The sequence below is a fragment of the Maribacter ulvicola genome, from assembly GCF_900155985.1.
GTDB lineage: Bacteria > Bacteroidota > Bacteroidia > Flavobacteriales > Flavobacteriaceae > Maribacter > Maribacter ulvicola.
The window spans coordinates 101,058-118,763 of record NZ_FTMA01000001.1 but is presented as its reverse complement, the minus strand read 5'-3'; the positions used below and the strand labels follow the sequence as shown (position 1 = coordinate 118,763).

Genomic DNA, 17,706 nt, shown 5'->3' with positions numbered 1-17,706 from the left:
CAATAAGATCGATGAAATGCACTATTTGTGACATCAACTGCCTATTTTGTAAGGCTTTTTGGTTGGCGTGTAGTACAAGATTGTAAGAATATTTTTAAAAGATAGAAGCCCGCAAATTGCGGGCTTCTAATTAAACTATAATTCTGTTGTTTAGTTACCAGTTGCCCAAGCAAAAATTGCAACATCAACAGCGGTTCCATCAAAAACATCGTCTTCAGTTGTAATAAGAGCAGTTTCGTCAACGATTACATTGGCTAATGGACCATTATCTTTCATATCTACATTTGTAGTGTAACCAGTAAGACTAACGTTAGTTAAAGTAGCACCAGAAGTAGCTTTGAATTGTAAAGCTGTGCCACCAACTGTAGAAACAGCCGTAAAGTCAATTAACTTCGGATTACCATTAGCCTTATCAGCTTCGACCGCAGTAGAAAAACCTGCTTCGTTATGTAATACATATGCAGTAGTTACGGTACCGTTCCAACCTTCTGTCCAGTCAATAGAATCATCTTGGTTATTTTCAAAATATAGATTTGAAGCAGAAACAGTTCCGCCAAAGAACTCAACACCATCATCTTCACCGTTGATCATTGCAACGTTGTCAATAGTTGTTTCAGAACCTACAGCATAAAGTGTAAGTCCGTTGTACTGAGACTCGGCATCAATTTGAGCACCTGCATTTTTAATAATTAAATAGCTAATAGAGCCAGAATCATCATCATCAGTGGTACCTCCATATTTGAAGTTTCCTACTTCTGCAGTTGCATCTACTCCTTCCGTAGTAGTTGCGTCTCCTAAGATTACTAATCCGCCCCAATCTCCAGGATTATCGTTTGTAGAAGTCATAACTACTGGGTTGACCGCAGTACCTTCTATAGAAATCATTCCACCCTTTTGTACTACAATATAAGTTTCTGTCTCGTCGCCAGACTCAACTTGGGCAGTAATTTTTGTACCAGCAGGTATTGTAAGCGTAGCGCCTTCTTCAACACTTAAGTTTTTAGATAAGAAGTAGTTTATACCTGCATCTAAAGTAAGGTCGCTAGTTAAGTTACCTGTTAAAATGCTGCTACCAATGGCTGCATCTGTATTTACCCAATCAAAAATTGCGATATCAACTGTTGCATTTGCATTGTAGCTAGTATCTGGATTACCAGCTTCACCTTCTATAATTACGTTAGCTAAAGGACCATCGTCTTTCATGTCAATAGAAGTTTCATAACCGCTCAAAGAAAGTCCGGTAATTGTTGCACCAGAAGTTGCTTTAAATTGTAATGCAGTACCACCTACAGTAGAAACTGCGGTAAAATTTATTAATTGCGGATTTTCATTTGCTTTATCAGCTTCAACCGCCGTAGAGAAACCTTCTTTTGTATGAAGAACATATGCATTGGTCACGGTACCGTTCCAACCCTCTGTCCAGTCGATAGAATCATCTTGGTTGTTTTCAAAGTATAAATTAGTAGCAGAAACAGTACCGCCAAAAAACTCAACACCATCATCATCACCATCGATCATGGCAACGTTATCTATAGTTGTACCAGAACCTACAGCATACAGGGTTAGACCGTTGTATTGAGATTCTGCATCTATTTGAGCACCTGCGTGCTTTATAATCAAATACGAAATTGAACCAGAATTATCGTCATTTGTAGATCCACCGTATTTAAAGTTACCAACTTCGGCAGTTGCATCAACACCCTCGGTGGTAGTTGCATCACCTAAAATTACTAATCCGCCCCATTGGCCAGGTTGACCACCTGTAGACTTCATAGTTACTGGAGCGGCAGCTGTACCCTGTACATCTATTTTTCCTCCTCTTTGCACCACAATATATGTTGAAGTTTCGTCACCGGTTTCAACAGTTGCGTTGATTATGGTTCCTGCAGGGATAATTAATTTAGCCCCAGCTTCAATACTGTAATTTTTTTCTAATGAATATATTTTTGTAGCGTCAAGTGTTCTTTCTTCAGTAAGTTCACCAGTTAAAACTGTACTTTCTTCTGGGTTTGTTGTTTCGCAAGGAGTACAAGAACCACCACAATCTACCCCTGTTTCATCTCCATTTTTTATACCATCGGTACAGGTAGGTGAAACTGCATCTGGTCCATTATCTGGATCATTATCATCACTACTACAACTGGTAAAGGTAATAGCCGCCGCAAGAGCAAATACTTTTACAAAATTTTTCGTTTTCAATTTCATAATAAACATTTTAAAAGATTAAAATTAAAGATTAGTGAGTATTGAGTGTTTTTAATTAGAATTTGTAATTAAGCCCTAAGCTTATTCCCATACCGGTAGAGTAAGAGCTAACTGTTTGCTCTAGTTCTATTTCAGTTACTGGATTGCGAATTAATTGTGTTTGTTTTATTTCTGGATTTAATAAGTTTTTACCTGTAAGGCTTATTTTAATATGCTCACCAAATTCTTTGCTGATTTGAGCATTTAAGACTACGAAACCATTTTCAACAATAGCGTCATCATAAAAAATGTCTCTGTTGGTTTGGTCAGTAGGTACACCTAAAGAATATATTTTGTCTGATGCGTAATTTGCATTTATCGATGCTGCAAATGGATTATCGCCAGCAGTCTCATAATTTAAACTAGTATTGAAAATCCAATCTGAAGCACCTTGAAGATCAGTTTTAGTAATACCTTTATATTGAAAGCTTCTTAATAAATTACCTTGATCGTTATAAATTTCCTTTAGATCTTGTTGGTGCCACATACGGGTCACATTAAGAACCATGTTAAGGTTGTAGCCTGTTTCTAAGCCATCGTCATCGTTGTAGGCAGGACTTACTAAATCTAATTTAGTTTCTGCTTCAAGTCCAAAAATTTCAGCTTTCTCACCAGAGTTGAAGTAAGAGAAGATACCTGCAGAACCTCTTTCTCTTACTCTATTGATCGGGTCAGATATATCTTTATAGAATGCAGCTACGGAAACAAGTTGAGCGGCAGATGGAAAATATTCCCATTTTAAATCTAGATTAATATCTTTTGAAGCTATTAAATCGGGGTTACCTCTAGTTATTTGACCAGTTGGAGAAACATAGTTAAAAGGCGCTATTTCTTTAAATTCTGGTAATGTGATTGTACGGCTTACTGCCAAACGTAATGCGTTTAGCTCGTTAATTGTGTACTTTATATTTAAGCTAGGGTAGAAGTTACTGTAATCTTGATTACTATCTCCTGTTCTAGGTGATAGGTTTCCTATATCGTAAGCAACTTTAATTTCATCTCTTTGAAAACGTAGGCCTGCATCAAAGTTCCATTGTTCAAGTCCAACATTGAAAGAAAAGAATGCTGCCTTAGAATCTAGCGTACCTAAATAGATATCTTTTCTTTCGTCATTCGCATTTGAACCCAAAAGATTAATTTCTAAGAGTCCTGCATCAAAATAAGACTGACGGAAAATGGCACCCAAATCATCAATAGATGATGGGTTTACTGCATTTGTATTTACTTCTTCAACACCAACAAATTCAGAACTAAAATCACGTTCTTTATTTCTATAAGAAAGACCAAAATTTAATTTGAACTTTTTAGTATCTTCTTCGATTATTATTAATTCGTCTTTTAAGTAGGCACTGAATTCGTTGTCTTCAATTTTTTGGCTTGATTTACGTTGTTGAAATCCGCCATTTCTACCAAGTTGCACAAGAGTTCCGTCTGGGTCAAAGTTTACCTCGTTTCTAATTCTATTTGGTTCATTGGCATTTAATAGGTTATATCCAGCTGCCCATTGTAATGTATTTTTCTCACCAATTTGGTGTCTACCAATCAACTGAGTAACTAATAATCTAGTTTGTTTTGTGTTTTGATCTCTAATAAATTGAAACAAACCTTCGCTTGGGCTAGTTTCTTCAAAGATTGTAGCCTCACCGTTACGTCCACCTTCAAACACATTTTCATCTAGTTTGTTTACGAAAAAAGTGCTAGATTTTATTTTATGTTTAGAGTTGGCCAAATACGTAATATCCAATAATCCCGTATTCACTATTTTCTTTTGATATGTAGTTGCATCGGTAATGGTGTCATCGATGAAATTAGAACGGTATTGTCTGAACAAACCTTCTCTATGTTCAAAAGATCTTGAATGAGATGCTGTAAAGAATACAGCAAGTTTGTCAGCTATTTTTTTACCAGCTGCAATAGACATAGAATAATCCATAGGGTTTTCTTGTCTTAAAGTATTCCATCCTTGGTTGGTGATTAACTGTTGGGTAGAAAGACTTTGATCGTAGAACCCTAATGTAGTATTCTTAGAGTTCTGGGATATTCTAAAGTTGTCATATACTCCACTTTTTGCTACATTAGAGTTTACTCCACCAGACACTCCAATGGCAAGTTCGCTTGAACCGGATAATTCTCTAGAAGTAATGTTTACATTCCCAGAAGCTTGATCGGCAGATCCTTCAGCACCGTAAGTTTTGCTGATACTAACATTTTGAAGAACACGTGTTGGAAACAAAGAAAGGTTAATGTTTTTTTTGTCAATATCATCGGAAGGTACTGGAAGACCGTTTAATGTAGAAGATAAATATCTATCTCCTAATCCTCTTACAAAAACATCTCCAGAAGCTTCACTGCTAGAAACACCGGATATTTTTGTAGTTGCCGTTGCAGCGTCAGATACACCAATTTTGGCGAGCTCTACAGCACCTATACTTTCTTTTATTTCAATAGCTCTCTTCTGATCTAGCAATAATGCTGTTTCAGAATCTTTACGAGCAACGGTAGTTACTGTAACCTCATCTAAAGATACACCTTGCGATGCACTTAAAGGAACATCAATAGTAGTTACCTTGCCGGCTATAATTTCTACATTTGGTATTTCAACTGTTTCGTAACCTAGGTAGCTAAAGGTTACGGTATACGTACCAGGCTCAATAGCTGATATCTCATATAAACCATCAAAATCAGAAGTGGTTCCTTTTGTTGTACCTTTTAATAATACGTTTGCAAATGGTAATGGCTCGTTGTTCAATTCTTTGTCGGTAAGTGTCCCAACAATGCTTCCCGTATCTTGACCGTTAGAAATAATAGCAATAAAAAGGAATGTAAAAAATAGTAATTTGTTCATTAGATATATTGATTCTTTAATCAGCGGCAAAGAAAGAGAGAGGTTGTAATGTTGGGGTTAGGTACATGTTAAACATTTATTTTGTTAATGTTATGTAAACGTTACTACATTAAATCAATGTTAACTGACGTCGCAGTAATAGTATTATCTTTACTTTTGAGCGAATCAATCTAATTTAAAGACCATGAAAAAGAAGGACATTAAGATACTCTTAGTTGATGATGAACCAGATATCTTAGAGATAGTGGCCTATAATTTATCTGCCGAAGGGTATGATGTGTATACTGCTAAAAATGGTGCCGATGGTGTTGCTAAGGCAAAAAAGAAAATGCCACATCTTATTTTACTAGATGTTATGATGCCAGAAATGGATGGTATTGAAGCATGTGAGATTCTAAGAAGAACTCCCGGTATGGAGAATACTATTATTACTTTCTTAACGGCTAGAGGAGAAGATTATTCTCAAGTAGCAGGCTTTGATGCAGGTGCAGATGATTATATTACCAAGCCTATAAAGCCAAAAGTTTTGGTAAGTAAGGTGAATGCACTTCTTAGGCGACTTAAAAATAACGAAAATACTCAAGAAGATATTACCAAGGTAGGTGACATCGTTATTAATAGAGAGGAGTATAAAATCATTAAAAAAGGGAAAGAGATCATTCTGCCAAGAAAAGAATTTGAACTTTTAGCTCTGTTAACTTCTAAACCTAGTAAAGTATTTAAAAGAGAAGTAATTCTTGATAAGGTATGGGGTAATGAAGTAGTTGTAGGAGGTCGTACCATAGACGTACACATTAGAAAGTTACGTGAAAAAATTGGTGAGGATCATTTTAAAACCGTAAAGGGAGTAGGATATAAGTTTGTACTTTAAATGGGAGCTAAAGTTCGTTCAAAAAAATCATATCGTTTTGCTCTTCGCTCATCGCTTTATATAGTAATAATCAGCATTGCTGCGCTAGCTATATTGCAATGGCGATTTAGTACCATAAATTGGACTATTTTGTTATTTGCAGCCTTATGCTTTTTTAGTATTTCTTTTATCACTTTACAATTAAGAATTGAAAAATTCATCTATAAGCGTATCAAGAAAATATATGACGATGTAGAGTTGTTAGAATCTAGTACCATACTGTCGTACCCTGTTACTACGGATATGAGAACCTTAACCGCAGAAATTGAAAAATTTGCTAAGGATAAGAAGATTGAAATAGACACCTTAAAAATCCGTGAAGAATACCGTAAAGACTTTTTAGGTAATGTATCTCATGAACTTAAAACGCCGCTATTTACTGTTCAAGGGTATCTAGAAACTTTGCTAGATGGTGCTATTGATGATAAAAGTGTTCGTAAGAAATATTTGATCAGGGCCAACAAAGCGGTAGATCGTTTAATCTACATTGTAAAAGATTTAGATCTTATTACAAAGTTAGAGGTTGGTCATCTTAATCTTGAAAAGCGCTCTTTTGATGTTATAGACTTAATACAAAGCGTATTTGACCTGTTAGAGATGAAGGCGGCAAAAAAGAATATAACCCTGACTTTCGATATGGAATATGTAGACCCCATATTTGTTTTTGCCGATAAAGAAAAAATTCAGCAGGTACTTACTAATTTATTGGTCAACTCCATCAAATATGGTAATGATAACGGTACTACCGAGGTGAGTGTAGAAAACTTGGTCAAGAATAAGGTTATTGTTAGGGTAACGGATAATGGTGAAGGCATACCTGCGGTGCATATTCCTCGTCTTTTTGAACGTTTTTATAGGGTTGATCAAAGTGGTAGTCGCCGTGAAGGTGGCTCAGGCTTAGGTCTTGCCATTGTAAAACATGTGATCGAAGCACACGGAGAAAAAATTTATATAGAAAGTGCGGTAGAGGTAGGGTCTGAGTTTTCTTTTACCCTAGAGAAAAGTATTGTTCAAATAGAGGAAGTTCAATAATCGCTAACCCTGTCTTTTTTTCTTAAATTTGCGGCTGTTTAGATGTGATAATTGTGGGAAGTAAGAATAAGCTAAAAAGATTTCAGGAAAACGAAACGTTTTCAAACGTAATTCAACCAACAAGAGAAGAAGTGGTAGACGGTTTCCCTTTAAAGGGTAAGTGGAATACACACTTTAAAAATGATAACCCGATTGTGCTAGAATTGGGTTGTGGAAAAGGAGAGTATACCGTTGGCTTGGCAAGGAAATTTCCGAACAAGAATTTTATTGGTATCGATATCAAAGGCGCTCGTTTTTGGAAAGGTGCAAAAGAAGCTGTGGAAAGAGATTTGCCCAATGTTTGTTTTATACGAACACAAATAGAATTGGTAGACCATCTTTTTGGTAAAGAAGAGGTGTCTGAAATTTGGATTACCTTCCCTGATCCGCAGATAAAATATAAACGAACCAAACACCGTATGACCAATGCGGTATTTTTAGAGCGCTATAAACAAGTACTTAAACCTGAAGGAACCGTGAATCTAAAAACGGATAGCGAGTTCATGCACGGGTATACGTTAGGCTTGTTGCACGGACTTGGTCTAGAGGTGCTTTATGCCAATCATGATGTGTATAAAAATGAAGGTAGTCCAAAAGAAGTGTTAGAAATACAGACTTTCTACGAAAATCAGTATCTTGAAAAGGGAAAACCTATTACCTTTATTAGGTTCAAGGTAAACTGATTCAATGCAACAATTACCAACCTTATTTGTTTTTACTTTTGGTGCTGCTTTTTTTGCCTCATTGCCACCGGGACTACTTAATTTAAATGCTGCTAAGACCAGTGTTGAAAAAGGGAAGGCAAACGGAATAATATTTGGGTTGGGTGTAGCACTTGCCGTAATGCTGCAAACATATGTGGCTGTCAGGATCGCAAAACTGATTTCAAGAAACCAACATGTAATAGAAGTACTACTGCAATTGGCATTAGGTATCTTTTTTGTATTGGCAATCGTCTTTTTTATTAAAGGTAGCAAGCAAGAGAATAAACCGTTGATACTTACTGAGGCCAAAAAGAGAAATAGCTTTTCTAAGGGCGTTTTATTAGCACTTATTAATCTTTTGGCAATACCTTATTACAGTGGCTTAAACACTGTTTTTCATTCTCAGGGTGTCATGAGTTACAGAATTATCGATGAGGTCTTATTTATAATTGCAGCAGGTGGCGGCACTTTTCTTGCCATGTATTTATATGTATTCTATTTCAATAAATGGGAGCATAAAACAACCTCGTTCTCCAAGAACAGTAATTTTATTTTAAGCGGATTAATGGTATTGTTATTTGTGATCACTGCTTTTAGATTGTTTAATTAAATGTTAGGATACGATGAAACCTGAAAATGAGAATTTCTTTGAAAGAGTATATCAGGTAGCACGGTTAATTCCTGAAGGTCGGGTAACCTCCTACGGGGCAATTGCCAAATATTTAGGGGCGGCCCGTAGTGCAAGAATGGTAGGTTGGGCAATGAACGCATCGCACAATATGGATGATATTCCTGCACATAGAGTAGTCAACAAAGCCGGATTACTTACCGGAAAGCACCATTTTGATGGTACAAACCTCATGCAACAGCTTCTAGAATCTGAGGGGGTAATCATAAAAGAGCTTCAAATAGTAGACCTTGAAAAATATTTTTGGGATCCTTTTACAGAGCTTAAAGCAGAATTATAATACTACTGAAAAGCAAGTGTAAATGTCGTGTTTTCATTTGATGCTACACGAATAGATCCTCCATGCATTCTCATGATTTGCTTGCTTAAACTAAGTCCAATTCCGGTACCTGTACTTTTAGTGGTAAAAAAGGGTACAAATACTTCATCTAGCATTTCAGGGGAAATTCCCGGTCCATTATCTGTAACGGTTATGTATTTTTTTCCTTGAGATCCTATTCCCGCTTTAATTGTAATTTTTCCGTTATTATGTTCTGCCAATGCTTGTTGGGCATTTTTGCCCAAGTTCAGTAATATTTGTGTGATTTGTTTTTCATCAATATAGAGCTCTAGATTTTCAGGCTCGGAAGATACTTCCAAACCAATATTATGACCGTTGGTGTATTCATGTAACAATAGACGTACTCTTTCTAAAATCTTGGCAGCGGGTATTAATTCTCTATCTGGTTCTGGTACACTTAAAAATGTTCTATAAGACTGTACAAAACTCATTAAATCATTCCCTTGTTCCTTAATTACTTCTAAGCCTTTGGCAGAGTTTTTTATCTGTAGTTCTCCAAATTCTTCTGGAGTAGCAAGCTCGTTTCCTTTTTTAAAGTATTTTAAAATAGATTCAGAGATAGAAGTAATGGGTGTTATGGTATTCATGATTTCGTGAGTGAGTACACGTATAAGCTTCGCCCAAGAGTCGGTTTCTCTATCGTCCAATTCTTTTTGAATATCATGAATTACGACCAATAAGAGTTGCTTTCCTTCAATAGAAATGGGTGTACATTTTAATGTAAGTTCTTTTTTACCGCGTTCATTGCCCAGCGAATAAATGGTACTTGGAAAAGGTTCAAGGGACGCAAACAAATTATAAAGCTTTGAGTCTATTTGTTTTAATTGCTTTACATGATTTAAAGGTCGGTAATTCAGTAGATCTTGCACAGTAGGGTTGGCGTATAAAATATGTCCCTTGTCGTTTACGGTGAATATACCAATATCTGCCTGGCGTAAAATCTCTTGATAATATTGCTCTTGCGCTTGCTTTTTAAGATGAATGTCTTGAATCATGTTATTCAACATATTCAGGCTTTGGTTCAATTCTTCAATAGATTTTACACTCAATTTTTCAGGAAAACGTAAGGTGAAATCCTCATTTTTTATGGCATCAAAAAAATAGGCTATTTTCCTATTGGTCTGGTTTACGTAGTGTATGAGTCCGTAGGTCTGTCCTATAAATACCAATGCTAAAATGCCGCCAAGAAGATAATGTTCTTTAGCAAATAAAAATGCGGTGAATAGGGCACAAACGGCAATAAGAATAATCCTGAAAACCAGTTGGTAGTATATGCTTTTGCTGACCATTATTTACTAGATTTTTTAAGTTTATTGTACAATGTTTGTCTAGAAATTCCCAATTGGTCGGCAGCCGCACTATAATTTCCATCATGGTCGTTTAGGGCTTTGGTAATCATGACCAGTTCCATTTCTTCTAGAGTTTTTGGTCCGCCTTCTACAGTAACGGTTGTTTTGGTGTCCAAAAGAAAATCGGTTGGTTTCAACACATTGCCTTCAGATAATATAACCGCACGTTCCATGGTATGTAAAAGCTCTCTAACATTACCTGGCCAGGGGTAGCTCATTAATTTCTCTTGTGCAGATTGATTGATTTTTAAGCTAGGTTTGCCGTATTTATTGGCGAATTTTTTTAAGAAAAAGTCTGAAAGCACCAGTACATCATTAGCTCTATCCCGTAATGCAGGTACTTGAACTTGAATGGTATTTATTCTATATAAAAGGTCTTCACGAAATAATCCGTCCGCAACCATTTGGTCCAAATTACAATTGGTAGCACATACCAATCTAATATCAACGGAAATGGGCTTGTTGGATCCCACACGTACCACCACTCTGTTTTGAATGACAGATAAAAGTTTTGCTTGCATTTGTAACGAAAGGTTTCCTATTTCATCTAAGAAAAGCGTACCTCCATTGGCGGCTTCAAACTTACCTGCACGATCATCTTTGGCATCTGTAAAGGAACCTTTTACATGACCAAAAAGTTCACTTTCGAATAAATTCTCGGAGATAGACCCCATATCTACCGAAATAAATACCTCGTTATTTCTAGCGGAAGATTTATGAAGCTCACGTGCAATGAGTTCTTTACCTGTACCATTTTCACCGGTAACCAAAATATTGACATCTGTTTTGGCAACTTTTTGTACTAGACTAAGCACACTGTTCAATGCTTTAGAATTGCCGATAATGTAATTAGAATTCTGGTTAATTACCTGTTTAAGGTTACTCTCTTTCTGTTTTAAATGCTGTACCTCCTTTTGCGATTTTCTAAGTTCATAGGCAGATTTTACCGTGGTTAAAAGTCGCTCATTGTTCCAGGGTTTTAGAACAAAATCGGTAGCACCTTCTTTTATGGCTTCCACGGCAAGTTCAACGGCACCGTAAGCTGTCATCATGATGACCGATATGTGCGGTGCCTTCTTTTTAATCTCGCGTAACCAAAACAAACCTTCATTGCCGGTATTTACTCCCGCAGAAAAATTCATATCCAATAATATGATATCAATGGCCTTTAGGTTGGGAAAAGAAGTCAGTAGGTTGGGGTTAGAAATGGTCTGTACACTTTTATATTCAAACTGTAATAAAATCTCTAAAGCACTTAGAACACTTTTGGTATCGTCAACTACAAGAATATTTGCATCTATCATAACAACTAGCTATTAACTGTTTTAAATCTACATATAGCAATTTGTATTTTCATAGTACTGTAAAAATTTTTGACATTATCTGTACAACATTTTTACACTGATAATTTAATTTAGATTTGTATTTAGATGTAACTCATTGTAAATTAACACATTATGTTTGTGGCATACATGTGGTGTAGAGAATGGCATACCAATTAAGAAATGAACAAAAAAATTAAAATAACGACACTTTTATTGCTCTTTATTTGGAGTTCTATCACGGCTCAAGATAGTTGGACATTAGATGAATGTGTTGCCTATGCCTTAGAGCATAATTTACAGTTGAACGATTTTAAATATACCAACCAAGCTAATAGAGAAACCTACCGCCAATCGGTTCGTAATTTGTTGCCATCGGTAAATGCATCTTCAAGTTATCGTATTAATTATGGTAGGGCAGAAGATCCAAATACGGGTACGTTCGTAAATCAAGATTTTTACTCCAATAACTATTCCTTAGAATCGTCTATAGATTTGTTTCGGGGTTTTCAGAAAATTAATTCCATTATAGCATCAAAGTTGTTGTTCAAGGCAACCGAAGAAGAAGTGTTACAACAAAAATATTTATTGGCATTTAGGGTGATGCAAGCCTTTTACGATATTCAATTTTTTGAAGGTTTGGTAGCCATATCACATGAACAGTTAACCGTATCACAATCTAATTACAACTTGGTAGAAAGACAAGTAGAACTAGGGCTAAAAGCTGGAGCGGATTTATACGAAGCAGAGTCTTTATTGTTGACGGATAAATTGAATGTTACCCAAAGTAACAATCAATTGGCGGCTGCAAAATTGACTTTGATTCAAGAAATGAATTTGGAGCATACATCAGAAATTAACATTCAAAAAGACTTTGAAGACTTAGCATCTGAATTTGATACCGATGAAATGAAATCTGATGCTGTTTATTCAGAGGCAAGGGAATTTTTACCCATGATAAAGGCGCAGGAATTAAGAGCTAAAGCAGCTAAAAAACAAGTAGCGGTTTCAAGGGGAGCTTTATACCCTTCGCTTTCTTTCTTCGCAGGAATAGGTACCGGTTATTTTGAGACCACGCGAGATACTTTGGGCAATACGTTACCATTTAGAGAGCAGTTTAGGGATAATACATCACAGTATATTGGTGTAAACTTGAATGTGCCTATTAGTAATGGCTGGTCTGTAAGATCTAGGGTGAAGCAATCTAAAATTGAAAAATTAAGAGCCGAAAATAACTTAAAGACACAAGAGCAAGAATTGTTTCAAGCAATCCAGAAATTAGTACAGGACTATAATTCTTTATTGGTAGAGTTGGTGCAGAGTAACCAAAAGGTGGAGGCACAAAACTTGGCTTTCACCATAGCTCAAAAGCGATATGAAAAAGGTCTTATAAATGCCTTAGAACTTTTTACCGCCAAGAATTTATTTGCCAGCGCACAGAATGAAAATTTACAAGTAAAGCTTCGTTCAGAAATCAATAAAAGCACATTAGATTTTTACCGAGGATTACCAGTATTCAATATAGATTAGCACGAACAACCAACAAAGAACAAACGAATTAAGATTACGATGGATATAAAATTAGAAAAGAAAAAAGGATTGAAGCCAAAACACTACGGCTACATAGCATTAGGTGTATTGCTACTATTTGTTGGCTACCAATTGTTATTTGCCAGTTCTGTATCAACTTTTAGAACAGAAAAAGATAAGTTGTCAGTTGCTGAGGTTTCTGCAGGTAAATTTGATGACTACATTACTATTAATGGTAATGTAGCGCCAATAGCCACTATTTATATGGATGCCTATGAAGGTGGTCGGGTAAGTGAGAAATTGATAGAAGAAGGCGCGATGGTGAAGAAAGGAGACATCATCTTGAAGTTGGAAAACATGAATTTGTATGAGCAAATTTTGGCTAGCGAAAGTAACTTGGCTTTAAAGCAAAACGATTTACGTTCTACAAAATTGAATTTCGATTCTAGACAGGTTGAAGGTAGAAAATCATTAGCAACGGCAAGTACAGATTTACAGCGATTAAAGCGAAATTATGAGCAGAACAAAGCCTTGTTCGATGATGAACTAATTTCTAGAGAAGCATTTCAGTTGTCTAAAGAAAACTATGAATTGTCTCAGAAACAACACGAGATTGTAAAGCTACAGACCGAGCAAGATGATGAATTAAGAGAAACATCATTAAGAGGTTTAGATTCAGATTTGGCGCGTATGCAAAAAACTTTGGGTATGGTGTACCAAAGGTTAGACCACTTAAATGTTCGCGCTCCTGCAGATGGTCAATTAGGATTTTTAGATGCCGAAATTGGTCAGAGTATTTCACAGGGTCAGCGAATAGGGCAGATAAATGTACTTACTGATTATAAGATTGAAGCAGATATTGACGAGCATTATATAGACCGGGTAAAAAGAGATTTAGTGGCAGTTTTGGAACGTAACGGTACCGAATTTCCATTGCGATTACGAAAAGTATATCCAGAGGTAAGAAATGGTAGGTTCAAGGTAGATTTAGTGTTTACGGATAACAAACCAGAAACCATCCGTTCGGGACAGAGCTACAATATTAAATTACAATTGGGAGAATCTAACGACGCACTTTTATTGCCAAAAGGAAGTTTCTTTCAAAGCACTGGTGGACAATGGATTTTTGTAGTAAACCCAGATGGAGGGGAAGCCATCAAAAGAAACATTAGAATAGGAAAGCAGAATTCTAGATTCTATGAAGTTTTAGAAGGCTTAGAGCCTGGGGAAAAAGTAATTACAAGTAACTATGATAATTTCGGGGAAGCCGAAAGAATAGTATTAAAATAAATTAAACTGTCACATTTGGGGAAACTCAGTGTCTTTATAACAATCAAAAAAGTAGGAATATGATAACCATTACAAACCTAAAAAAGAGCTTTAGAACAGAAGAAGTAGAAACCTTGGCGTTGAACAATGTCAACCTAAAAGTGGAAGATGGCGAGTTTGTCGCAATTATGGGTCCGTCTGGTTGTGGTAAATCTACCTTATTGAATATTGTTGGCATGCTAGATAACCCAACGGATGGTAGCTACAATTTTGCGGGTAATGAAGTGGGCGGATTAAAAGAAAGTCAGCGTACCCAATTACGTAAGGGAAATCTAGGGTTTGTATTCCAAAGCTTTAATCTTATTGATGAACTTACGGTATATGAAAATGTAGAACTGCCATTAATTTACTTGAAAATGGGTAAGGCAGAGCGCAAAGAAAAAGTAATGAAAGTGTTAGAGCGTATGAAAATAGCGCATAGAGAAAAGCATTTTCCGCAGCAATTATCGGGTGGTCAACAGCAACGTGTAGCCATTTCTAGGGCGGTAGTAACAAATCCTAAACTAATATTAGCCGATGAGCCAACAGGTAACCTAGATTCCAAAAACGGAATAGAGGTAATGAATTTATTAACCGAATTAAACCAAGAGGGAACCACAATAGTTATGGTAACTCACTCGGATAGAGATTCGCATTATGCCCACAGAGTAGTAAATCTATTCGATGGTCAAATAGTAACCGAAAGCACCAATAGGGCAATCGGAGCTATGATGTAGTGGAGTTTATTCATCAATCAATTATCAATTCCGTTCATTGAGCGGAGCCGAAGAATAATCAACCAAAAAACCAAACTTATCCCTTAATCACGGATAATAGAATATCATCAATCAATCACCAAATCATTCTCCTTCGCTTATACTTAGCGTAATCCTAATTGCGGAGGGAAATGAGGAGGGTTTAAATCAAAAATCATGTTCAGAAACCATCTTAAAATTGCTTGGAGAAGTATAAAAAAGGATAAGCTCTTTGCTGCCATTAAAATTGGTGGCTTTGCAGTAGGTATAGCAGCTTGTCTTTTAATTGCCTTATTCATTCGTAATGAGGTGGGTTATGATCAGCATTACGAGAAAAAAGACCAGTTGTATCGTGTAGTGTTGCAGGGAATGTACAAAGGTGAAGTGATGAAAAGTACGCACTTTCAATTGCCTTTTGCCGATGCTTTGCAAAGCGATTTTCCAGAAATTACCAAAGCTGGAAAAATTAATACTACGGGTATTTTTGGAGCTGGTAAACGTGGAATTCGCTTAGCGGGAGAAACCCAAAACAACTTAGAGGACGGATTTCTTCTCGCAGACCAAGAAGCTTTTGAAATTTTAGAAGTGCAATTACTACAGGGTAATCCGGCAACGGCATTAGCAAATCCGAAAACAATTATAATCTCGGAATCAAAAGCAGCGAAGTATTTTAAAGGAGGGAAAATTATAGGGGAAACCATTATTTTGGATAATGATGCAAGTACGCCCTATACCATAACCGGCGTCATGAAAGACGCACCAATAAATTCACATATAACGTACGATTTTTTACTTCCTATAGAAGACACCAATGCCAGCTGGACCAACCAGAATTACTTTACCTATGTTTTGGTTGACCCGAATACCGATATTCAACAACTGGAGCAAAAAATGGTTTCCATTGTTGAAGATTATATTATTCCTGCACAAAGAGAACGAGGGCGTGCCCCTGATTTTATTGATGTGCTAAGAACCATGGAATATAAATTGCAGCCGATTACAGATATTCATCTGTATTCAGACATTAAAATGGCAGATGGTCTAAAGCATGGCGATATACGTTTTGTTTGGCTTTTTGCAGCCGTTGCCGGCTTTGTGTTGCTATTGGCGGTTATCAATTTCATAAACCTTTCTACTGCAAAATCTGCCAACAGGGCAAAAGAAGTGGGGCTTAGAAAAACTATAGGCGCATATAAAAGCAATTTGGTAACCCAGTTCATGACAGAATCTATCTTATTCAGTTTTGTGTCATTTATACTCGGTGTGTTACTAGCATGGGCGTTGTTGCCTTCTTTTAATACCATCGCATCAAAAACTATAGAAATGCCATGGTCGGCAGGGTGGTTTATACCTATTATTTTGGTTGCCGCACTCTTAGTAGGGTCGTTGGCGGGCTTGTATCCGGCATTTTATTTATCAGCCTTTAAACCGGTTAATGTCTTAAAAGGAAGTTTAAGTATTGGTAGTAAAAGCGGGAAATTAAGAAGCGGACTCGTTATTTTTCAATTTACAACATCGGTAATTTTAATCATTGCAACATTGATTATTTATCAGCAGATGAATTTCATTCTTGAAAAGGAATTGGGCTACGATAAAGAACAGGTGGTTGTTTTAGAAGGAACTGGAGTTTTAGGAAATAGCGCCGAAAATTTTAAAGAACAGTTACTGCAATTACCACAGGTAAAATCGGCGACCATATCTAATTATTTACCGGTAGATGGCGGCAGTAGAAACGGTAATACATTTAGACGAAAAGATGAAGGGCAGGAAGGTAGAGGCATACCTGCTCAAATTTGGCGAGTAGATTACGATTATATTAAAACCTTGGGAATTACGGTAAAATCGGGCAGGGATTTTTCTAGGCAGTTTGCTTCAGATTCTTTGAATTCCATTATTATTAATACCAACATGCAGCGAGAGCTTGGCTTGGATAATGCTGTCGGTAAAGAGATTAATAATAATGGTCAATTATTTACGATAATCGGGGTCGTGGATGATTTTCATTTCAAATCTTTAAAAGAAGATATTTCCTCATTGTCATTGGTAATCGGTAAAGATTTAGGAGCTATATCGCTTAAATTGGAGAAAGGAAATGTGAACGAAGCATTGGCATCTATAGCATCGGTTTGGGATAAAAATGTTCCTAGTCAATCTATCAACTATAGTTTTTTAGACCAAGAATTCAGTCGCATGCATGATGATGTTGAACGCATGGGAAAAATATTCAACAGCTTTGCACTATTCGCCATATTGGTAGCCTGTTTGGGGCTGTTTGCATTGTCCGCCTTTATGGTAGAACAACGAAAAAAGGAAATCAGTATCCGCTTGGTATTAGGTGCGCCTTTCAAAAGTATTTACCAGTTGCTAACGCTAGATTTTATGAAGCTTATATTGGTGTCAATCGTAATTGCCATTCCTGTGGGTTGGTATATGATGAGCCGATGGTTAGAAGATTTCGCCTATCATATCACTATCAGTTGGAGCATATTTTTTGTTGCTGCCTGTATAGCGTTGACTATTGCCATATTGACTATCAGTTATCAATCTATTGGTGCAGCATTGATTCAACCATTGAAAAGTTTACGCAAAGAATAATTGTCTAATTCTCATTCCTTCTCTTAAGGGAGTAAAAAGAACATT

13 protein-coding genes are annotated in these 17,706 nt (G+C 36.4%); 9 read left to right on the top strand and 4 right to left on the bottom strand.

Going from position 1 to position 17,706, the window contains the following annotated elements:
- Positions 1–150: 150 nt before the first annotated feature.
- Both BW936_RS00440 and BW936_RS00435 read right to left on the bottom strand, forming a co-directional pair.
- Entirely contained in the window at positions 151–2,205 is a 2,055-nt protein-coding gene (locus tag BW936_RS00440; protein ID WP_076547919.1) for a hypothetical protein, read from the bottom strand.
- Positions 2,206–2,260: 55 nt separating this feature from the next.
- Positions 2,261–5,089 carry a TonB-dependent receptor gene (locus tag BW936_RS00435; RefSeq protein WP_076546361.1) on the bottom strand — a complete coding sequence of 943 codons (2,829 nt, stop codon included), beginning with the start codon at positions 5,087–5,089 and terminating at the stop codon, positions 2,261–2,263.
- Between the two features lie 184 nt (positions 5,090–5,273).
- On the opposite strand from BW936_RS00435, the gene BW936_RS00430 reads away from it, so the two are divergent.
- From BW936_RS00430 to BW936_RS00410, 5 genes are read left to right on the top strand one after another with little or no spacing between them, the layout of a single operon-like run.
- Positions 5,274–5,960, top strand: coding sequence for a response regulator transcription factor (locus tag BW936_RS00430; RefSeq protein ID WP_076546360.1), 687 nt, complete (start codon positions 5,274–5,276; stop codon positions 5,958–5,960).
- Positions 5,961–7,031, top strand: coding sequence for a sensor histidine kinase (locus BW936_RS00425; protein ID WP_076546359.1), 1,071 nt, complete (start codon positions 5,961–5,963; stop codon positions 7,029–7,031).
- A 53-nt stretch (positions 7,032–7,084) separates the two neighbouring features.
- The gene (trmB, locus tag BW936_RS00420; protein ID WP_076546358.1) at positions 7,085–7,753 is read left to right on the top strand and encodes a tRNA (guanosine(46)-N7)-methyltransferase TrmB; all 669 of its coding nucleotides are present in this window, start codon (positions 7,085–7,087) and stop codon (positions 7,751–7,753) included.
- Positions 7,754–7,757: 4 nt separating this feature from the next.
- Positions 7,758–8,384: a LysE family transporter gene (locus BW936_RS00415; protein ID WP_076546357.1), complete on the top strand. Its 627-nt coding sequence runs from the start codon at positions 7,758–7,760 to the stop codon at positions 8,382–8,384.
- 13 nt (positions 8,385–8,397) lie between these two features.
- Positions 8,398–8,742, top strand: coding sequence for an MGMT family protein (locus BW936_RS00410; RefSeq protein ID WP_076546356.1), 345 nt, complete (start codon positions 8,398–8,400; stop codon positions 8,740–8,742).
- Between the two features lie 2 nt (positions 8,743–8,744).
- On the opposite strand, the gene BW936_RS00405 is transcribed toward BW936_RS00410, so the two are convergent.
- Together BW936_RS00405 and BW936_RS00400 are read right to left on the bottom strand one after the other, a co-directional pair.
- A complete protein-coding gene (locus tag BW936_RS00405) occupies positions 8,745–10,091 on the bottom strand; it encodes a sensor histidine kinase (protein WP_076546355.1) in 1,347 nt (448 codons plus the stop codon).
- Complete coding sequence (locus BW936_RS00400) at positions 10,091–11,455, bottom strand: sigma-54-dependent transcriptional regulator (RefSeq protein ID WP_076546354.1); 1,365 nt, start codon at positions 11,453–11,455, stop codon at positions 10,091–10,093. Before BW936_RS00400 ends, BW936_RS00405 begins: the two co-directional genes overlap by 1 nt.
- Before the next feature lie 201 nt (positions 11,456–11,656).
- On the opposite strand from BW936_RS00400, the gene BW936_RS00395 reads away from it, so the two are divergent.
- The 4 genes from BW936_RS00395 to BW936_RS00380 all read left to right on the top strand — a co-directional run bounded on the left by BW936_RS00395 (position 11,657) and on the right by BW936_RS00380 (position 17,661).
- Complete coding sequence (locus tag BW936_RS00395; RefSeq protein WP_076546353.1) at positions 11,657–13,003, top strand: TolC family protein; 1,347 nt, start codon at positions 11,657–11,659, stop codon at positions 13,001–13,003.
- Between the two features lie 39 nt (positions 13,004–13,042).
- Entirely contained in the window at positions 13,043–14,293 is a 1,251-nt protein-coding gene (locus BW936_RS00390; RefSeq protein WP_076546352.1) for an efflux RND transporter periplasmic adaptor subunit, read from the top strand.
- A gap of 59 nt (positions 14,294–14,352) precedes the next feature.
- A complete protein-coding gene (locus BW936_RS00385; protein WP_076546351.1) occupies positions 14,353–15,048 on the top strand; it encodes an ABC transporter ATP-binding protein in 696 nt (231 codons plus the stop codon).
- A gap of 195 nt (positions 15,049–15,243) precedes the next feature.
- Positions 15,244–17,661 carry an ABC transporter permease gene (locus BW936_RS00380; RefSeq protein WP_076546350.1) on the top strand — a complete coding sequence of 806 codons (2,418 nt, stop codon included), beginning with the start codon at positions 15,244–15,246 and terminating at the stop codon, positions 17,659–17,661.
- Positions 17,662–17,706: the final 45 nt, after the last annotated feature.